20 protein-coding genes are annotated in these 16,765 nt (G+C 68.2%); 13 read left to right on the forward strand and 7 right to left on the reverse strand.

What is annotated here, in order from left to right; translation table 11 throughout:
• Positions 1–20: 20 nt before the first annotated feature.
• Positions 21–899: a hypothetical protein gene (locus tag ACI2KI_RS09105; protein WP_404619422.1), complete on the forward strand. Its 879-nt coding sequence runs from the start codon at positions 21–23 to the stop codon at positions 897–899.
• Positions 900–985: 86 nt separating this feature from the next.
• Complete coding sequence (locus ACI2KI_RS09110) at positions 986–1,930, forward strand: DUF5996 family protein (RefSeq protein WP_404619424.1); 945 nt, start codon at positions 986–988, stop codon at positions 1,928–1,930.
• Between the two features lie 3 nt (positions 1,931–1,933).
• On the opposite strand, the gene thrC is transcribed toward ACI2KI_RS09110, so the two are convergent.
• Complete coding sequence (thrC, locus tag ACI2KI_RS09115) at positions 1,934–3,322, reverse strand: threonine synthase (RefSeq protein ID WP_404619426.1); 1,389 nt, start codon at positions 3,320–3,322, stop codon at positions 1,934–1,936.
• Between the two features lie 154 nt (positions 3,323–3,476).
• On the opposite strand from thrC, the gene ACI2KI_RS09120 reads away from it, so the two are divergent.
• On the forward strand, positions 3,477–4,439 hold the full coding sequence (locus tag ACI2KI_RS09120; protein ID WP_404619428.1) for an aspartyl protease family protein: 963 nt from the start codon (positions 3,477–3,479) through the stop codon (positions 4,437–4,439).
• Here the strand turns inward: ACI2KI_RS09120 and ACI2KI_RS09125 are convergent.
• The 3 genes from ACI2KI_RS09125 to ACI2KI_RS09135 all read right to left on the reverse strand — a co-directional run bounded on the left by ACI2KI_RS09125 (position 4,426) and on the right by ACI2KI_RS09135 (position 6,146).
• Positions 4,426–5,277, reverse strand: a complete 852-nt coding sequence (locus ACI2KI_RS09125) for a neutral zinc metallopeptidase (protein WP_404619430.1) — start codon at positions 5,275–5,277, stop codon at positions 4,426–4,428. The two genes, ACI2KI_RS09120 and ACI2KI_RS09125, sit on opposite strands and share 14 nt — an antisense overlap.
• Before the next feature lie 82 nt (positions 5,278–5,359).
• A complete protein-coding gene (locus tag ACI2KI_RS09130) occupies positions 5,360–5,749 on the reverse strand; it encodes a hypothetical protein (protein ID WP_404619432.1) in 390 nt (129 codons plus the stop codon).
• Positions 5,750–5,792: 43 nt separating this feature from the next.
• Positions 5,793–6,146, reverse strand: coding sequence for a HesB/IscA family protein (locus ACI2KI_RS09135; RefSeq protein ID WP_404619613.1), 354 nt, complete (start codon positions 6,144–6,146; stop codon positions 5,793–5,795).
• 103 nt (positions 6,147–6,249) lie between these two features.
• Here ACI2KI_RS09135 and ACI2KI_RS09140 point away from each other — a divergent pair, with 103 nt between their 5' ends.
• The 10 genes from ACI2KI_RS09140 (at position 6,250) to ACI2KI_RS09185 (ending at position 13,862) form a co-directional block, all read left to right on the forward strand.
• Positions 6,250–7,437 (forward strand): deoxyguanosinetriphosphate triphosphohydrolase, encoded by a 1,188-nt coding sequence (locus ACI2KI_RS09140; protein WP_404619434.1) that lies wholly within the window; start codon positions 6,250–6,252, stop codon positions 7,435–7,437.
• 79 nt (positions 7,438–7,516) lie between these two features.
• On the forward strand, positions 7,517–8,320 hold the full coding sequence (locus ACI2KI_RS09145) for an SPOR domain-containing protein (protein ID WP_404619436.1): 804 nt from the start codon (positions 7,517–7,519) through the stop codon (positions 8,318–8,320).
• Positions 8,321–8,341: 21 nt separating this feature from the next.
• Positions 8,342–9,403 carry a beta-N-acetylhexosaminidase gene (nagZ, locus tag ACI2KI_RS09150; RefSeq protein WP_404619438.1) on the forward strand — a complete coding sequence of 354 codons (1,062 nt, stop codon included), beginning with the start codon at positions 8,342–8,344 and terminating at the stop codon, positions 9,401–9,403.
• 4 nt (positions 9,404–9,407) lie between these two features.
• Entirely contained in the window at positions 9,408–10,235 is an 828-nt protein-coding gene (locus ACI2KI_RS09155) for a segregation and condensation protein A (RefSeq protein ID WP_404619615.1), read from the forward strand.
• A 147-nt stretch (positions 10,236–10,382) separates the two neighbouring features.
• The gene (gene scpB / locus ACI2KI_RS09160; protein WP_404619440.1) at positions 10,383–11,051 is read left to right on the forward strand and encodes an SMC-Scp complex subunit ScpB; all 669 of its coding nucleotides are present in this window, start codon (positions 10,383–10,385) and stop codon (positions 11,049–11,051) included.
• 179 nt (positions 11,052–11,230) lie between these two features.
• Positions 11,231–11,593: an AtpZ/AtpI family protein gene (locus tag ACI2KI_RS09165; RefSeq protein WP_292083990.1), complete on the forward strand. Its 363-nt coding sequence runs from the start codon at positions 11,231–11,233 to the stop codon at positions 11,591–11,593.
• Between the two features lie 15 nt (positions 11,594–11,608).
• A complete protein-coding gene (locus ACI2KI_RS09170; RefSeq protein ID WP_292083989.1) occupies positions 11,609–12,394 on the forward strand; it encodes a F0F1 ATP synthase subunit A in 786 nt (261 codons plus the stop codon).
• Between the two features lie 56 nt (positions 12,395–12,450).
• Positions 12,451–12,675 carry a F0F1 ATP synthase subunit C gene (locus ACI2KI_RS09175; RefSeq protein ID WP_207822907.1) on the forward strand — a complete coding sequence of 75 codons (225 nt, stop codon included), beginning with the start codon at positions 12,451–12,453 and terminating at the stop codon, positions 12,673–12,675.
• 88 nt (positions 12,676–12,763) lie between these two features.
• Positions 12,764–13,345 carry a hypothetical protein gene (locus tag ACI2KI_RS09180; RefSeq protein ID WP_292083988.1) on the forward strand — a complete coding sequence of 194 codons (582 nt, stop codon included), beginning with the start codon at positions 12,764–12,766 and terminating at the stop codon, positions 13,343–13,345.
• 1 nt (position 13,346) lies between these two features.
• Complete coding sequence (locus tag ACI2KI_RS09185; RefSeq protein ID WP_404619442.1) at positions 13,347–13,862, forward strand: F0F1 ATP synthase subunit B; 516 nt, start codon at positions 13,347–13,349, stop codon at positions 13,860–13,862.
• 76 nt (positions 13,863–13,938) lie between these two features.
• Here ACI2KI_RS09185 and ACI2KI_RS09190 read toward each other — a convergent pair whose 3' ends face one another.
• The 3 genes from ACI2KI_RS09190 to gcvPB all read right to left on the reverse strand — a co-directional run bounded on the left by ACI2KI_RS09190 (position 13,939) and on the right by gcvPB (position 16,753).
• On the reverse strand, positions 13,939–14,409 hold the full coding sequence (locus ACI2KI_RS09190) for a DUF6789 family protein (RefSeq protein ID WP_292083985.1): 471 nt from the start codon (positions 14,407–14,409) through the stop codon (positions 13,939–13,941).
• A gap of 119 nt (positions 14,410–14,528) precedes the next feature.
• Entirely contained in the window at positions 14,529–14,942 is a 414-nt protein-coding gene (locus ACI2KI_RS09195; RefSeq protein WP_404619444.1) for a hypothetical protein, read from the reverse strand.
• Positions 14,943–15,172: 230 nt separating this feature from the next.
• Positions 15,173–16,753 carry an aminomethyl-transferring glycine dehydrogenase subunit GcvPB gene (gene gcvPB / locus ACI2KI_RS09200; RefSeq protein WP_404619446.1) on the reverse strand — a complete coding sequence of 527 codons (1,581 nt, stop codon included), beginning with the start codon at positions 16,751–16,753 and terminating at the stop codon, positions 15,173–15,175.
• Positions 16,754–16,765: the final 12 nt, after the last annotated feature.

Raw genomic sequence — 16,765 nt, forward strand, 5'->3', positions numbered from 1 at the left:
CACGTCGTGAGGTTGCGCCGATGATCTGCCTGCGCTTGTGTCTTGTCTTCGGGGCCCTGGGTTTTGTTTCGGCTGCTCCGGCCGTCGCGCAATCTGATGCGGCCATGGTGACGATCACTGTGGACGGCGACCGCTATTACACGCTGCCGCATTCGATCATGATCGAACCGGACGTCAGGCGGCTCGCGCAAACCCGGCAGGAGGTCGAGGCCCGGAGGTGGAGAGCGACGCGGACCTCGGATGGGCGCATCGATCGGATTTCGTCGGATGAATGCCCCGCGCTTCGCACGGTCGCCCTGTCCTTCGGCGACTTGCCCGCCGTGCCGATCTCGCCCCCGGCGCTAAGGGCGGCCTCCCAGCCCATGACTCTGGCGCCGACGATGAAGGATGGGTTCGCCACCCGTCTTGAGTTTCGGACAGAGGGCGCGAGCGGGGCCTGGGTGCTTGTTCAGATCAAGCAGGGCTGGCCCTATAATGTCTGGGGCCATGAGGCCGTTTCGTCGCTGCTGCCCTGTTGGGGACCTTTGATTCCGCCGCCGTCGCCGGACTTGTCGGCGGCCGATATCTTGCCGCGTCTGGACCTGACCTCGTTCCGAAACTCGACAGGGCCGGCGCGCGCGGCCGGACTTAAGCGCCCGGGGGACTGGGGCTTTACGGAACTCGAGACGGCTGACGGCGTGGCGACGCTGGTACGGCCGGGGGACTGGGCTATCAGCCTGAGCCTTATCCGATGGACGCCAGAGGGCGTCATCGCCTGCTTCACCGACCGTGCCAGAAACGGCGGCTCATACGCCGCACAGTCTGCACTTCGCATCATCGGCGACGGCCTCGCCGGCTATCGCGTTGCTGACGAAGCCTTGAACGAAGCCGGTTGCCCGGCGCTTTCCCCTCAAGGCTAGGCCTCGAAACCCTTCACCGTCGTTCGCCTTCTCGTGCAACGATTTCGCCGGGCGGGGTTTTGAGGCGGGGGGCGAGGAGGTTTCGGATGACGGCGCGCGCGCAGGCATGGCCCGAACTTTCGGCTGCATCGCTCTGGCCGACGATGGAGACGCTGCAGCTGTGGGCGCAGATCGTCGGCAAGACCCGGCTATCGCAGACGCCCTGGCTGAACCACGGCTGGCACGTGACGCTGCGGGTCTCGGCGCGGGGGCTGACGACGGGCTTGATCCCGCACGGCGCGGTGGGGTTTTCGATGGAGTTCGACCTTGTCGCCGGGGCCCTGATCATCCGAGTCAGCGACGGGGGCGAGCGCCGGATCGTGCTGAAATCCGGGACCGTGGCCGACTTCTACGCCGAGGTGCAGGCCGCCCTGACCGCCCTGGGCGTGGCCTGCCGCATCGACCTGACGCCCGACGAAATGGCCGAGGCGACGCCCTTTCCGCTGGATGAGCGGTTTCGCACCTATGACCCCGAGGTGGCGCGCGACTATTGGCGGGCGCTGGTGCAGGTGGATCGCGTCTTCAACCTGTTCCGCACCGGGTTTTTGGGCAAGTGCAGCCCGGTTCAGCTGTTCTGGGGCGCGTTCGATCTGGCGGTGACGCGGTTCTCGGGGCGGCGGGCGCCCCTGCACCCGGGCGGGGCGCCGAACCTGCCGGACGCGGTGACACGCGAAGCCTATTCACACGAGGTAGCCAGCGCGGGCTTCTGGCCCGGCGATCCGGGGCGCGAGCCGGCCTTTTATGCCTATGCCTATCCCGCCCCGCCGGGGTTTGAGGCGGCGACCGTTTCTCCGGTGGCGGCCCATTGGGACGCGGCTCTGGGCGAGTTCATCCTGCCCTATGCGGCGGTCAGGGCCGAGGACGACCCCGACGCCGCCCTCTGCTCCTTCCTGCAATCCACCTATGAGGCGGCGGCCGATCTGGGCAGTTGGGACCGGGCGTTGCTGGACTGCCCGCAAGGGCTTCCGCGCCACCCGCGCCAGGTGGGCTAGGGCTTACCCCGCGAAACCCTTCACCGCCGCCAGGGCGGCCTCGGCCGTGTTGTCGATAATGGTCAGGCGCTCGGGCTGGTCGCCGAGGGCGCGGATGACGGGGGCGGCTTCCGGCTCGAAGCCCAGGACGTCCGAGACAAAGGCGCCGAACTTGGACGGGTGGGCGGTCGACAGGGCGACGACCGGGCCGTCAGCACGGTCCAGACGGCGCGCTGCGGCCAGGGCCACGGCGGTGTGCGGGCAGACGACGCGGCCCCAGACGGCGTGGGCGTGGGCGATCTCGGCCTTGGTCGTCGCCTCGTCGATGGAGACGCCCGACACCTCGGCGCGCAGGGCCGCCAGCAGGTCAGGGGACAGGGTGACGGAACCGTCGCGGGCGAAGGTCTCGAACACCGCGCGGGTGGCCTCGGCGTCGCGACCGGAGGCCTCATAGACCAGGCGTTCGAAGTTCGACGGCGCCTGGACGTCCATCGACACGCTGCCGCTCTCGACGGCGGGGCGGCGGGCGTAGACGCCCTCGTTGATGGCCCGGGCCAGGGCGTCGTTCTGGTTGACGGCGGCGACGAAGCCTTTGACCGGCAAGCCCATCTTTCTGGCGGCGACGCCGGCGAAGGCGTCGCCGAAATTGCCGGTCGGAACGACGAAGGTCGCCGCCTGACCCAGCTGGGCCGTGGCCGAGACATAGTAGGGGATCTGGCCCGCCAGCCGGCCCCAGTTGATCGAGTTGACCGAGGACAGGCGACGGCCTTCGCGCAGGGATTCCTCGGCCAGCAGGCCCTTCACCAGACGCTGGCAGTCGTCGAAGTCGCCGCGCACGGCCAGGTTCAGGACGTTGTCGGCCTGCACCGTCGTCATCTGCTTGCGTTGCACCGGCGAGACGCGGTCCAGCGGGTGCAGAACGACCAGATTAATGCGCTCGGCCCCGGCAAAGGCGCGCACGGCGGCGGCGCCGGTGTCCCCGCTGGTGGCGGTCAGCAGGGTCAGCTTCTGGCCCGTCGCGGCCAGTGCCTCGTCCGACAGGGCGGCGACCAGCTGCATCGCCAGATCCTTGAAGGCGGCGGTCGGGCCGTGGAACAGCTCCAGCACGAACAGGCCCGGCTCCAGCTCGACCAGGGGCGTCACCGCCGGATGGTCGAAGCCGCGCGTCAGGCGGTCCAGGGCGCGGTCGAGCGCGCCGGCGGGCAGGGCGTCGCCGATGAAGGGCGAAATCGCTTCTTTCGCCATCTCCGCATAGGTCCGGCCCGGACGCGCCGCGTCGGCGGCAAGGGTCGGCCAGGCCTGCGGCATGTAGAGGCCGCCGTCGGGCGCAATGCCGCGCAGCAGGGCGTCGGCGAAACGGGTCGGGGCGGCGTCGCCGCGCGTCGAAAGATAGCGGTCAGGGGAGGCGGTCATGTCGGGTCGTTTCTAGCCGTCGTTCGGCGCTTCGTCATGATTATTTTGCGCCTGCGAAGGCGATTTCGCGATTTCGCGCAACAAGATGGCGATGCGGGACGTGCGGCGACGGCGGGGCTGGCGTCTCGTCGCGGTCCGGTCCATGTCAGGGATCATGAGACGCCGTTCCTTCCTGATCCGCGCGGGCGCCGCCGCGGCCGCCGTGGGCGGCGGCCTGTGGCTGAAGGACCATGTGATCTGGCGCCGGCCCCGTCTGAGCTTCCCCGAGGGCGGGACCAGCGGCTGGTCGCCTTTCGTCGTCGCGGGCGCCGCCACGCCGACCGTGCGGGTGCGGATTGCCGGGCGCGAGGTCACCGCCCTGATCGACAGCGGCGCCCAGTATTCGGTGATCGACCGGGCCCTGGTCGAGGCCCTGGGCCTGACGACCTTCTTCGACATGCCGTTGGTGGCCTATGGCGTCGGCGGTCAGCCGCAGGTGGGGCGCGGCGTGACGCTGGACCTGAGCATTGGGTCGCTGGGCGTCGGCGCGCTGCGGGCGGCCATCCTCGATCTGGGGCCTATCGCCTCTTCAGAGGGGCTCGGCGCGCCTTTGGTGCTGGGGCAGGATCTACTGGGCGAGGCGGTGCTGGGACTGGACATGAAGCGCCGTCGGGCACGGTTTGCCGATCCGGGCGGCCATGTCGTCTCGCCCGCTCTGCGTCAGGTTCCGGTCAGACGCAGCGGTACGGCACTGACTGCCGAGGTCACGGTCGAGAGCGCGGTTTTGCAGGCGGTGGTCGATACGGGCTTTTCGTCCCTGATCGCCCTCAGTCAGGGCGCGGCCGAGGCGGCGGGCCTGCTGGACGGTCGGCCCGAGACCGCCGGGTCCAGCATCGTTCTGGGCGGTGTGGCGCGGGCGCGGGTGATCGAGGCGCGGACCGTCACCTTCGGCGACGACCTGTGGCGCGGGGTCGCGACGCCGGTCTTCGCCGACTCGCCATTGCCCAACTATCCCGACGCCCTGCTGGGCATGGCGGCGTTTGACGACCGCGACGTGAGCCTGGACCTGGGGCGAGGGCGTTTGCACGTCTCGCCCCAGATGGACTTGACGGTGGGCCAGGGCGTCACAGCCCCTTGAAGGTGTCGCACGACGCCGGATCGCCGGTCTGATAGCCGCGTTGCAGCCACTCGACCCGTTGCGCCGAGGAGCCGTGGGTGAAGCTTTCGGGCGAGACGCGGCCGCCGCCGCGGCGTTGCAGTGTGTCGTCGCCGATGGCCTGGGCGGTCTTCATGCCTTCTTCCAGATCGCCGGGCTCCAACGCCACCTGACCGCCGGACACGGCGGCGGCGTTCCTGGCCCACACCCCGGCGTAGCAGTCGGCCTGAAGCTCCAGCGCGACGGAATACTTGTTGCCCTCGGCCTGTGACCGGGCCGACTGCTGGGCGCGCTGCACCTGATCGCTGGCGCCGGTCAGGTTCTGGACGTGGTGGCCGAACTCATGGGCGATGACATAGGCCTTGGCGAAGTCGGCGCCCGAGGCCCCGAGCTTGGTCTCCATCTCGCGCCAGAAGCCGAGGTCGAGATAAACCTTCTGATCGGCCGGGCAGTAGAAGGGGCCCATGGCCGACTGGCCGAAGCCGCAGCCGGTCGAGGTGCCTTGTTCATAGAGGACGGTGGTCGGCGGGGTGTAGCCGCGCAGCTTGGTCTTCCAGACGTCGTTGATGTTGGAGCCGATAACCTCGACGAACTGGCCCGCCTGATCCTCGGGCGAGCCCATCTTGCCGGCCTGTTCGGACTGGCTGGCGCCGCCGAATTGGCTGGCGACCTGCTGGGTGGTGTTGGGGTCGATGCCGAAGACGAAATAGCCGATGGCCGCCAGCACCAGAACCCCGATGCCGCCACCGGCGACTGCGCCGCCGCCCATGCCGCGCCGGTCTTCGATGCCGCCGCCGCGCCGTCCGCCCTGCCAACGCATGATGTCGTCTCCGCCCTGAAGTCTCGCCCGAAGCTAGGCGAAAACGCGGGCGGCGGGGAAGGGATGCAATTGTAACGAAGGCTCAGTGCGGGCGGCGGTCCAGCCAGGCGTCGATCTCGGTGACGCCGCGCACCATCTCCTCGCGCCGGGCGGTCTGGGCCTCGCGGGCCTGCCGCGCTTCTTCGGGCGATAGGACATAGGCGGTCGGCGGGGGCATGGGCGGCGTCGGCTGGCGTGCGGCCTGAAGCTGCAGGATGGTCAGTTGCGTCTGCAACCGCTGCTGCTGGACCAGAGCCTCGCGCTCGGCGGCCTGGTTGCGCAGGCGGTCCATCTCGATCCGGTGCTGGTCGGCGATGGCCGAGCCGGGGTCGTACCCGAGCGGCGGCGGACCGGGCCAGCCGGGCCAGGTCTGGGCGGTCGCGGCCACCGGTGCGGCGACCAGAAGCAGGGTCATGAGGATCAGGCGGCGCATGAGGCGAACATGGGCGCTGGTCACCCTCGCGCCAAGCGTGGCCCTAGATGGCGAAGCTGACCCCGCAGCCGCAGCTGGATGAGGCGTTGGGGTTGCGCACCACGAACTGCGCGCCCGCCAGTTCGTCGACGAAGGCGATCTCGGACCCCTTGAGGAAGGGGATGGACACCGGGTCGATCACCGCCGCCTGACCGTCGCGGCGGATGACCAGGTCATCGGCCTCGGCCGCGTCGACCAGTTCCAGCCGGTACTGGAAGCCCGAGCAGCCGCCGCCGTCGACGGCGACGCGCAGCATTATCGGCCTGCCCTCGATCTCGGCCAGCCTGGCCAGACGTTTCGCCGCGCTTTCGGCCAGAAGGATGCCTTCCGGGGCGCGGGGGGAAACCGAAAGCGACAGGTCGCGGACTGATTCTGTGGATTGGACGGTGCTCACGGCTCTCTATATGAGGAGCTGACAGGCGTTCGCAAAGGCCTGTGTCGCAATAGAAGTGCTGTCCGCCTTGAGCCAGACCCGCGCGTCCTTCGCCGAAGACCCCGCCGCCAGCCGTGGCCGCCATGTTTTCGAGCCCGCCAGCCGCACCCGCACCCCCTTCGCCCGCGACCGCGACCGCATCATTCACGCCACGGCGTTTCGTCGCCTTAAGGAGAAGACCCAGGTCTTCGTGGCGCACGAGGGCGATCACTATCGCACCCGCCTGACCCACAGTCTGGAGGTGGCCCAGATCGCCCGGTCGCTGGCCCACGCCCTGCGGCTGGACGATGATCTGGCCGAGACCATCGCCCTGGCCCACGACCTGGGCCACCCGCCGTTTGCTCATGCCGGCGAGGACGAACTTCAGGCCCAGATGGCGAACTACGGCGGCTTTGATCACAACGTCCAGAGCTTCCGCGTCATCACCGAGCTGGAAGTCCGCTATCCGAAATTCCCTGGTCTGAACCTGAGCTGGGAGACGGTCGAGGGCGTCATCAAGCACAACGGCCCGGTGATGCATCACCTGGACGACCCGGCGTGGAAGACGGTGGCGGCCTATGCGCCGGGCGGGGCGGCGAACTGGGATCTGCGGCTGGACACCTTCGCCTCGCTGGAGGCCCAATGCGCGGCCATCGCCGACGACATCGCCTATAACAACCACGACGTGGACGACGGGGTGCAGGCGGGGCTTTTCACCCTGGCCGATCTGGCCGAGGTGCCGCTGATCGGGCCCTGCCTGGCCGAGGTCCGTCGCGACTGGCCCGCCCTGGACGACCGCATGGTGCGGCTGGAGGCCGTGCGCCGCATGATCGGCATCATGGTCGACGACGTCCTGGCCGAGACCGGGCGTCGCCTGGCCGAGCATCGCATCGTCACCGTCGAGGACGTGCGTCTGGCCCCGCAGATGATGGTGCAGTTCTCAGCCGGCATGATGGCCGATCTGGGCGTGCTGCGCCGCTTCCTGTTCGAGCGGATGTATCGCCACTATCGGGTCAACCGCACCCGCAGTCAGGCGCGCCGCGTCCTGTCGCAGCTGTTCCACCTCTTCATGGAAGAGCCCGAGGTCATGCCGCCCGAATGGTCGGCCCCGGCGATGTCGGAGGATCCGGTCAAGCGGGCGCGGGCGGTGTGCGACTATATCGCCGGCATGACCGACCGCTACGCCATCGAGGTGCATGGCAAGCTGTTCAGCCTCGACCTGGCGCTTGATCTGTGATTCGAAAGCGGCCACGGGCGGGCTAGAATGATACATCCCGGCGCCGATTCGCGCGGGGCCGATCCAGAAAGCGCGACCCATGTCCTACGACGACGATCACCGAGGCAACCCCAACGCCGGCCGCGAGCGGGGCGCCTATACGCCGCCCACCGACGACGACCTGCCGTTCGAGCGCCGCAGCTATGATCCGCGTCGGGCGCCGGCCGCCAAGTCGCCGCCGATCACCCTGATCATCAGCGCCATCGTCCTGCTGCTGCTGATCGTGGCCGTGGTGGTCTTCTATCGTTCGGGCGTGCGCTCATCGACCGACGCCCCGCCCGCCGTCGGCACGCCGGTCGAAAGCATGAAGGTCGAGGCGCCGCTGGACGCCCAGCCGATCGACCCGGAAGCGGGCGTGCGCGTCTATCGCGACGGCGGCGAGGCGGCGGACGCCGTCCCCACCTTCACCCCCGAGCCGGAAGCCGTCGCTCCGCGCCCCGCGCCCCAGCCTCTGCCCGCCGCTCCGGTCGCCACCGGCGCCCTGCCGCCTGCCGCCCCCGCCGTGACTGCCCCGGCCAGGCCGGCGCCCGTGACCCCGGCGCCCGTCGCCAAGGCGCCAGTTGCGCCTGCTCTGGCCGCACCGGCTGTTCCGGCGGCCGCCGGCGGTTCGTCTGGCGTGCAGATCGGCGCCTTCTCCTCGACCGCCATCGCCGACCGTGAATACGCCGCCGTGGCCTCGCGCTTCGGTCAGTACGCCTCGGGCGCCGAGAAGCGCGTGCAGGAAGTCACCGCCGCCAACGGCTCGACCGTCTATCGCACCACCTTCACCGGCATGAGCCGTGAGCGCGCCGTCGCCTTCTGCAACGCGCTGAAGGCCGCTGGCCGCGACTGCATCGTCCGCTAAGACGAGCGGGAAAGAAGACGCATGACCTCCGCCGCCATCTACGGCTGTTCCGGCCACAAGCTGACGGCGGAGGAGCGCGACTTCTTCGCCGAGACCAGGCCCTGGGGCTTCATCCTGTTCCGTCGCAACGTGGACAGCCCCGCCCAGGTCAAGGCTCTGGTCGACGACCTGCGCGACAGCGTGGGCCGCGCCGACGCTCCCGTCCTGATCGATCAGGAGGGCGGCCGGGTGCAGCGCCTCGGCCCGCCGCACTGGCCCAAGTATCCGCCCGGTTCGGCCTATCTGAAGGCCGTCAACGATCCGATGGCGGCGCGCGAGCTGGTGCGTCTGGGGGCGCGTCTGATCGCCCACGACCTGCGTGCGCTGGGCATCACCGTGGACTGCGTGCCGGTGCTGGACGTGCCGGTGCCGGGCGCCCACGACATCATCGGCGACCGCGCCTATGCCCAGGACCCCGTAACCGTGACCCAACTGGGCCGGGCGGCCGCGGAAGGTCTGCTGGCCGGCGGCGTCCTGCCCATCATCAAGCACATCCCCGGCCACGGCCGCGCCTTCGCCGACAGCCACCATCACCTGCCGGTGGTCGAGACGGATCTGGCGACGCTGGACGCCTGGGACTTCGCCCCGTTCAAGGCTCTGTCGGACATGCCGATGGCCATGACGGCCCACGTCGTCTTCACCGCCGTCGACGCCAAGCGCCCGGCTACCACGTCCAAGAAGGGCATCCGCCTGATGCGCGAGCATCTGGGGTTCTCGGGCCTGATCATGTCCGACGACCTGTCGATGAAGGCCCTGTCGGGGACCCTGACCGTGCGGGCCGAACAGTCGCTGAAGGCGGGCTGCGACGTCATCCTGCACTGCAACGGCGACCTCGACGAAATGCGTCAGGTGGCCGAGGGGACCGGCAAGCTGAAAGGCGAGGCCAGGCGCCGCGCCGAGGCTGCGCTGAAGCGCATCGTCCATACCCCCGAACCGCTCGACGTGGCCGAGGCCCGCGCCCGACTGGAGGCGGCCCTGAGCGGTCGTTTCGACGCCGCCAAGGGGCCGGACGTCGGCGAGGCGCAAGCCCCGGATCTGGCCTGACATGATGGACCAGGCGTTCCGGCCCAATCTGGACTTCGCCGCCGTCGATGATGCTGACGCCGCCGAGGCCTTCGTCGTCGATCTGGAAGGCTATGAAGGACCGCTTCATGTCCTGCTGGCGCTGGCGCGCACGCAGAAGGTGGACCTGCTGAAGCTGTCGATCACCAAGCTGGCGGAACAGTATCTGGCTTTCGTTCACGAGGCGCGGCGGCGCAACTTCGCCATGGCGGCCGACTACCTGGTGATGGCCTCCTGGCTGGCCTATCTGAAGTCGCGTCTGCTGCTCCCCCGCAACGAAAAGGGCAAGGCCGAGGAGCCGCCGGCCGAGGAAATGGCCGCCGCCCTGGCGTTTCGCCTGCAAAAGCTGGAGGCCATGCGCCGCTCGGTCGAGGCCATTACCAGCCGCCCGCAGCTGAAGCGCGACGTCTTCACCCGTGGCGATCCCGAAGCCACCGTCATCATCCCATCCGACCGCGTGGACGCCAGCCTCTATGAGCTGATGGCCGCCTATGTGGCCCAGCGTCGGCGCGAGGAACGTCGCAACTATGCCCCCGGCCAGCGGGTCGAGGCCTTCCAGCTGGAAGCCGCGCGCGACTGGCTGCGCTCCATGATGCCGCGCCTGGCCGATTGGACGCCGCTGGATCAGGTGGCGCCCGCACGTGAGAACGAAGACGGGGAGGGGCCCAGCCAGGCCAGCTATACCGCCTCCACCCTGTCGGCCAGTCTTGAGCTGGTGAAGGAGGGGGCCATGGACGTGCGCCAGGCCGAGGCCTTCGCCGACCTCTTCCTCAAACGCCGGGGCTTCGGCCAACCGCTGGAGCTGACGCCGTGAGTCCCCACCATTCGCTCATCCCGGCGAAGGCCGGGATCCAGATGCAAGAACTCTCGTGCTCGTTTTTCGCAGACCCGTCCCGCAAGCCTTCACGCCCTATAATCTGGATCCCGGCCTTCGCCGGAATGAGCGGGATTGGGTGTGCTGATGTCTGACCTCAGCTTCAAACCCGACGACACCGAGATCGAGCGCCGGGTCGAGGCCCTGCTGTTCGCCGCAGCCGCGCCTCTGTCTGCCGCCGAGATCGCGCGCCGTTTGCCCGAGGGCGCCGACGCGGGCCGGGCCATCGCTTCACTGCGCCAACGCTATCAGGGCAGGGGTGTCGAGCTGGAATGCGTGGCCGACCGTTGGCGCTTCCGCACCGCCGTCGACCTGGGCTTCCTGATGACCGAGGAGCGCGAGGAGCCGCGCCGCCTGTCCAAGGCCGCGCTCGAGACCCTGGCCATCATCGCCTACCACCAGCCCTGCACTCGCGCCGAGATCGAGAGCGTGCGCGGCGTCTCCCTGTCCAAGGGGACGCTGGACCTGCTGCTGGAGATGGACTTCGTGCGCCTGCGCGGGCGTCGGCGCACGCCGGGTCGGCCTGTCACCTACGCCACGACCGATCGCTTCCTGGAGCATTTCAGCCTGGCCAGTCTCTACGACCTGCCGGGCGTGCAGGAGATGAAGGCGGCGGGCCTGCTGGACCTGTCGATCCCGGTGGGCTTCGAAGTCCCGGATCCGACCCGCAGCGGCGACAGCGAGGGTGAGGATCTGCTGACCGCGCTGGACGAGGCGTCGCCCGAGTTCGCCCAGGATTTCGTCAGCGAGGACTGAGAGTCGCACTACAGGCAGCGACGCATCGCCACGGCCGAGACGGAACCAGCAATAAATGCTGAATTTTCAGGTTCTTGGCGGTGGGTTTCCGCGTCTTGACCTTCCGCCCCTCGGTCTATAGGTTCCGCGCCGAATTCAGACCTTCTCGGCGTTCTCGCCGGGCGCTGGGCGAAGCAACCATGTCTCCTACGAAGGAATCGCGCGAAGAGGTGATCGCACGCCTCGCCAAGAGCGCATCCGAACTTGAGGCGCGGACGGCCAACGCCCGGTCGGCGGAAATCTCGGCGCATGCCGTGACGAGCCAGGCCTACAAGATCATCGCCGAATTGCTCGGCGGCGTGATCGTAGGGATTGCTATTGGTTTCGGCGTCGACCGTGTGTTCGGCACGGCGCCTTGGGGTTTGATCGGCGGGGTCCTGTTGGGCTTCGCCTTGTCGTTGTGGATGGCGCGCCGGACGGCCAATCGGCTGATGGCGCAGGCTAAGGCGGCGGGGATACAGGCTGAGGCCATCCCCTTCGAGGAAGCCGGCGAGAAAGACTAAGGAGCGAAAGGCCCCATGGCCGATCCGATTCACCAGTTCCAGATCCAGAAGGTCGTGGACCTTCCTGACGTCACGCTGCCCGGCGTGGGCGTGGTTGATCTCGCCATCACCAATTCGCACATCGCCATGACCCTGGGTTTCATCCTGGTGGTCGGCTTCCTGGCCATGGTCACCTCGGGCGCCAAGGTCGTGCCGGGGCGCCTGCAGGCGGCGGGCGAGAGCCTGTTCGGCATGATCGACAACCTGACCGACTCGATCATCGGTCACGAGGGGCGCAAGTATTTCCCCTTCATCTTCACCCTGTTCACCCTGATCCTGATCATGAACATCCTCGGCATGTTCATGACCTTCACCGCCACCTCGCAACTGGCCGTGACGGTGACCTTCGCGGTCCTGACCTTCGGTCTGGTGGTCGTGGTCGGTTTCGCCAAGAACGGTCTGGGCTTCTTCAAGCTGTTCTGGCCCATGGGCGCGCCGCTGGCGCTGCGCCCTGTGGTCGGCCTGATCGAGTTCGTCTCCTTCCTGCTGCGTCCGGTCACCCTGGCCCTTCGTCTGTTCGGCAACATGCTGGGCGGTCACGTGGCGCTGAAGATCTTCGCCGGTTTCGTCGTCTCCCTGGGCGCTCTGGCCATGGGCGGCGGTCTGAACCTGCTGGCCTTCCCGGTCGCCGCCCTGTCGCTGGGCATGGTCGTCGCGCTGACGGCTCTGGAATTCCTCGTGGCCTTCCTTCAGGCTTTCGTTTTCGCCGTTCTGGCCTGCATCTATCTCAATGATGTGGTCAACCTGGACCACGCCCACTAAGGGCTGGACCAGTCTCTAAACCCCAACCTCCAAACTCCAACTCTAGGATACACATCATGGACGCTGAAGCCGCCAAGTACATCGGCGCCGGTCTGGCTACCCTCGGCATGATCGGCTCGGCCGTCGGCGTGGGCAACATCTTCGGCCAATTCCTGTCGGGCGCCCTGCGCAACCCGTCGGCCGCCGCCGGCCAAGTCGGCAACCTGTTCGTCGGCGCCGCCCTGGCGGAAGCCCTGGGCATCCTGGCCTTCGTGCTGGGCGTCCTGATGATCTTCGGCTGATCGGTTCACCCGAACGCCTTTTCGAGTCGGCGCCGCTGGGCCTGGGGTCCGCGGCGCCGCCTTCATTCTGATTTTCGACAGCACGGTTATGGCCACGACACCTACCCCTATTGCTGCGATCCCGCCTTCGGTTGAGGCGGATCTGCACACCGAGACGGCGGTTCCGGAAGCCCATCACGAATCGGGCGGCCTGCCGCAGTTCGACTTCGCCCACTGGGGCGGGCAGATCGTCTACCTGCTGTTCCTGTTCGTCATTCTCTACATCCTGATCGCCAAGGTCTTCGCGCCGCGTCTGCGTCGCGTGCTTGACGAACGGGCCGAGACCATTTCGTCGGCGGTCGCCACCGCGCGTTCGGTTCAGGCCGAAGCCGCCGGTCAGGCCGAAGCCGCCAAGGCCGAGGTCGAAAAGGCCCGGGCCGAGGCTCGCGCCACCGCCGTCGCCGCCAAGGCCCGCGTCGCCGAGGAAGCTCAGGCGCGTCAGGCCCAGGAAGAAGCCGTCGTTTCGGCGCGCATCGCCGAAGCCGAGGCCGCCATCGCCAAGACTCGCGACGCCGCCATGGTTCATGTCTCGACCGTCGCCGCCGACACGGCTCACGCCATGATCGAGCGTCTGACGGGCAAGGCCCCGACCGCCGCTGAAGTCGCCGCCGCCGTCAAGGGAGCCGCCTGATATGAACATGTTCATGGAGCCGGGCTTCTGGAGCCTCGGCAGCGCTGAACTGTGGGTCCTGGTCGGCCTGCTGATCTTTGTGGCCATCGTCATCGCCGCCGGCGTGCCGAAAATGGTCGCCAAGGCCCTGGACGACAAGGGCGCCAAGATTCAGTCGGAACTGGACGAAGCCGCTCGCCTGCGCGCCGAAGCCGAAGCCATGCTGGCCCAAATCCGTCAGGAGAAGGCCGAAGCCGAAGCCCAGGCCGCTGACATGCTGGCCGCCGCCGAAGCTGACGCTCGTCGCATCGAGGCCGAAGCCAAGGCCAAGCTGGAAGAGGCCCTGACCCGTCGTCAGGCCCTGGCCGAGCGTCGCATCGCCCAAGCCGAGGCCCAGGCCACGACCGAGGTCAAGGCTGTGGCCGCCGACCTGGCCGCCAAGGCTGCTCAGGACATCCTGACCGACCGTCTGGCCGCCGCCAAGTCGGACCCGCTGATCGACGCCGCCATCGCCCAGATCGGCGACAAGCTGAACTGATCGCGGTTACAGTGACAAACACATCAGGCCCCGCCGGCGACGGCGGGGCCTTTTGCATTTCAGACGCGCGCCCTTCTTAGTGGGCGGGGGCGCCGTGGATGAAGCCAGCGGCGCGTTTCTCGCGAGCCAGCAGGCGGGCGAAGACATTGCCCATCACCCCGCCGAAGATCATGTGGGTGATCAGCATCCAGCCGAAGGTGCCGAAGCCGGCGCTGCCCGAGAAGGTGCGCGGATCGCCCATCATGCTGATGATCAGCATCATGCCTACCCAGGCCGCCACCGCGAACAGGATGCCCTTGGTTTCGGGCGTATTGGTCGGCAGACGGGGATAGAGAAGCGCGAACAGCGGTCCCATGACCAGGGACCCGATCACGAAGTGGATGGCCCACCCCGCCATCAGGTTGTCGCCCAACTGGAACATACGGGCGACGATTTCGGGGAAGGGATCGAAGATCTTGGCGAACAGCAGGTTCGCCGCTTCAAGAATGGAGACCGCGACGGTGGCTGCAAAGCCGGCGGCGATTCCCTGTTTTACGCGTGACATCATGAGAAAAGCGCCTCCCAACGCCATCTGCTTTTTGACTACGCGGGGATGAGCATACGCCGTTCGGCGCAAACGCGATCGCACCGCCGTTCACGTTACCGTGTGCGGCGAAGCGTCGCTGTTCAGCGGAAGGCGCGGCGCAGGACGCGGCGAGCGCGCTTGCGAACCCGGATCAGTTGCCGCGAGGGGCGTTTGCGAAACACCACCTTCTCGGCGCGAAGGGCCTGCTGCCAGAAGACCGGCGCGATCTCCGGCTTCTTCCGCATCAGGCGGCGGAAGGGATAGACCCACTTGGGCCGCGCGTGCTGGGCGCGGATGAACTGGCGCTTGGCCCACCAGGAATTGCGCAGCAGCAGCACCAGGCCCAGGGCGATGACCGGGACGCCGCCGGGGCCGGGCAGGGGGGCGATCAGGATGCCCAGGCCGATGATCAGGAAGCCCAGGGCCATCATCCCCAGTCGCTTCGCACGGCGCAGCAGTCCGGGCCTCGGACGAGGCCGACCGTCTGCACGGAAGGGGATCAGGGCGAGGGTCACAGGCGTCACAGGCGGGAGGGAGGAGGCAGGGGGACAACGCTTCCTCGTGCGGTGCGATCCTTCCTCGCGGAAGTTCACGCCGACCGTGGCGACGCCGTCACAGTCATCTTAGACACGAACGACAAGGCCGAACCGTGGCGTGCCCATGAAGCTTTCGTAAGAGGGGCCTGAATAGCAAAACGCCGTGTCTCGAAAGACACGGCGCTTCACTTCAGGTCTGGCTTTCAGGGCTACTCGGCGGCGATGTTGGAGCCTTCCGGAGCCGACCAGCGCAGACGCGGCGAGCGCGCGGCGCGGGTCTCGTCCAGACGCCGCAGGGGCGCATGGAAGGGCGCGCCCTTGAAGCGATCGACGTCGCCGGCTTTCGCCGCTTCGGCCAGCAGGCGCATGGCATGGATGAAGCGATCCAACTCGGCCTTGGATTCCGTCTCGGTCGGCTCGATCAGCATGGCCCCGTGGACGACCAGCGGGAAATACATGGTCATCGGGTGGAAGCCCTCGTCGATCATCGCCTTGGCGAAGTCGAGCGTGGTGATGTCCGTGCCCTTCAGCCATTCATCGTCGAACAGGGCTTCGTGCATGCACGGCCCCTCGGGGAAGGCCGGGCTCATCAAGTCCTGCAGTCGGGCCTTGATGTAGTTGGCGTTCAGGACGGCGTCCTCGGCGACCTGCCGCAGGCCGTCCGAGCCGTGAGACATCATGTAGGACAGGGCGCGCACATACATGCCCATCTGGCCCTGGAAGGCGCAGAGACGGCCGAAGGCGTCCTTGGCCTCGTCTTCCTCACGCTCGACCAGCTTGTAGCCGTCGCCGGTGTTCACGACCCACGGAGCGGGGGCGAAGGGGGCCAGGGCTTCGGACAGCACCACCGGACCCGCGCCGGGACCGCCGCCGCCGTGCGGCGTCGAGAAGGTCTTGTGCAGGTTGATGTGCATGGCGTCGACGCCCAAATCGCCCGGGCGCACCCGGCCGACGATGGCGTTGAAGTTGGCGCCGTCGCAGTAGAAGTAGGCGCCTGCTTCGTGGGTCAGGCGGCTGATTTCCAGGATGTCGCGCTCGAACAGGCCGCAGGTGTTCGGGTTGGTGACCATGATGGCGGCCACGTCCGGCCCCAGCTTGGCGGCCAGGTCGGCCACGTCCACGCGACCGTCGTCAGTCTGGGCGACCTCGACGACCGAATAGCCGACGAAGGCGGCGGTGGCCGGGTTGGTGCCGTGCGCCGAGGTCGGGACCAGCACCTTGCGGCGCTGCTCATGCTCGCCCTTGGCTTCGTGGGCGGCGCGGATGGCCATCAGGCCGCACAGCTCGCCGTGCGCGCCCGCCTTGGGCGACAGGGCGACCGCGGGCATGCCCGTCAGCGTCGTCAGCCAGTGGGCCAGGTGGTCCATCAGCTCCAGCGCGCCCTGCACCGTCGACTGCGGCTGCAGCGGGTGGATGTCCGAGAAGCCCGGCAGACGCGCCATCTTCTCGTTCAGGCGCGGGTTGTGCTTCATCGTGCACGAACCCAGCGGATAGATGGCCAGGTCGATGGCGTGGTTCTTCTGGCTCAGGCGCACATAGTGGCGCATGGCCTCGGGTTCCGACAGGCCGGGCAGGCCGATCGGGTCCTTGCGGACCAGGTCGCCCAGGTCCGAACCGTCCGTAGCGGGCTTGGGCAGGTCGACGCCGGTCTTGTTCCAGCCGTCGCCTTCGAAGATCAGGGCCTCGTCCTGCAGCAGGCCGCGCGCGCCCGTCAGGGTCGGGTGCTTGTAGTCGTTGTCCGGCAGGGCGTTCGGGGTGGTCGGACGGCCGACAGTGTTCATCGTGCTCATGGTTCTATCTCC

Source organism: Brevundimonas sp. NPDC046655, from assembly GCF_044901625.1.
GTDB lineage: Bacteria > Pseudomonadota > Alphaproteobacteria > Caulobacterales > Caulobacteraceae > Brevundimonas.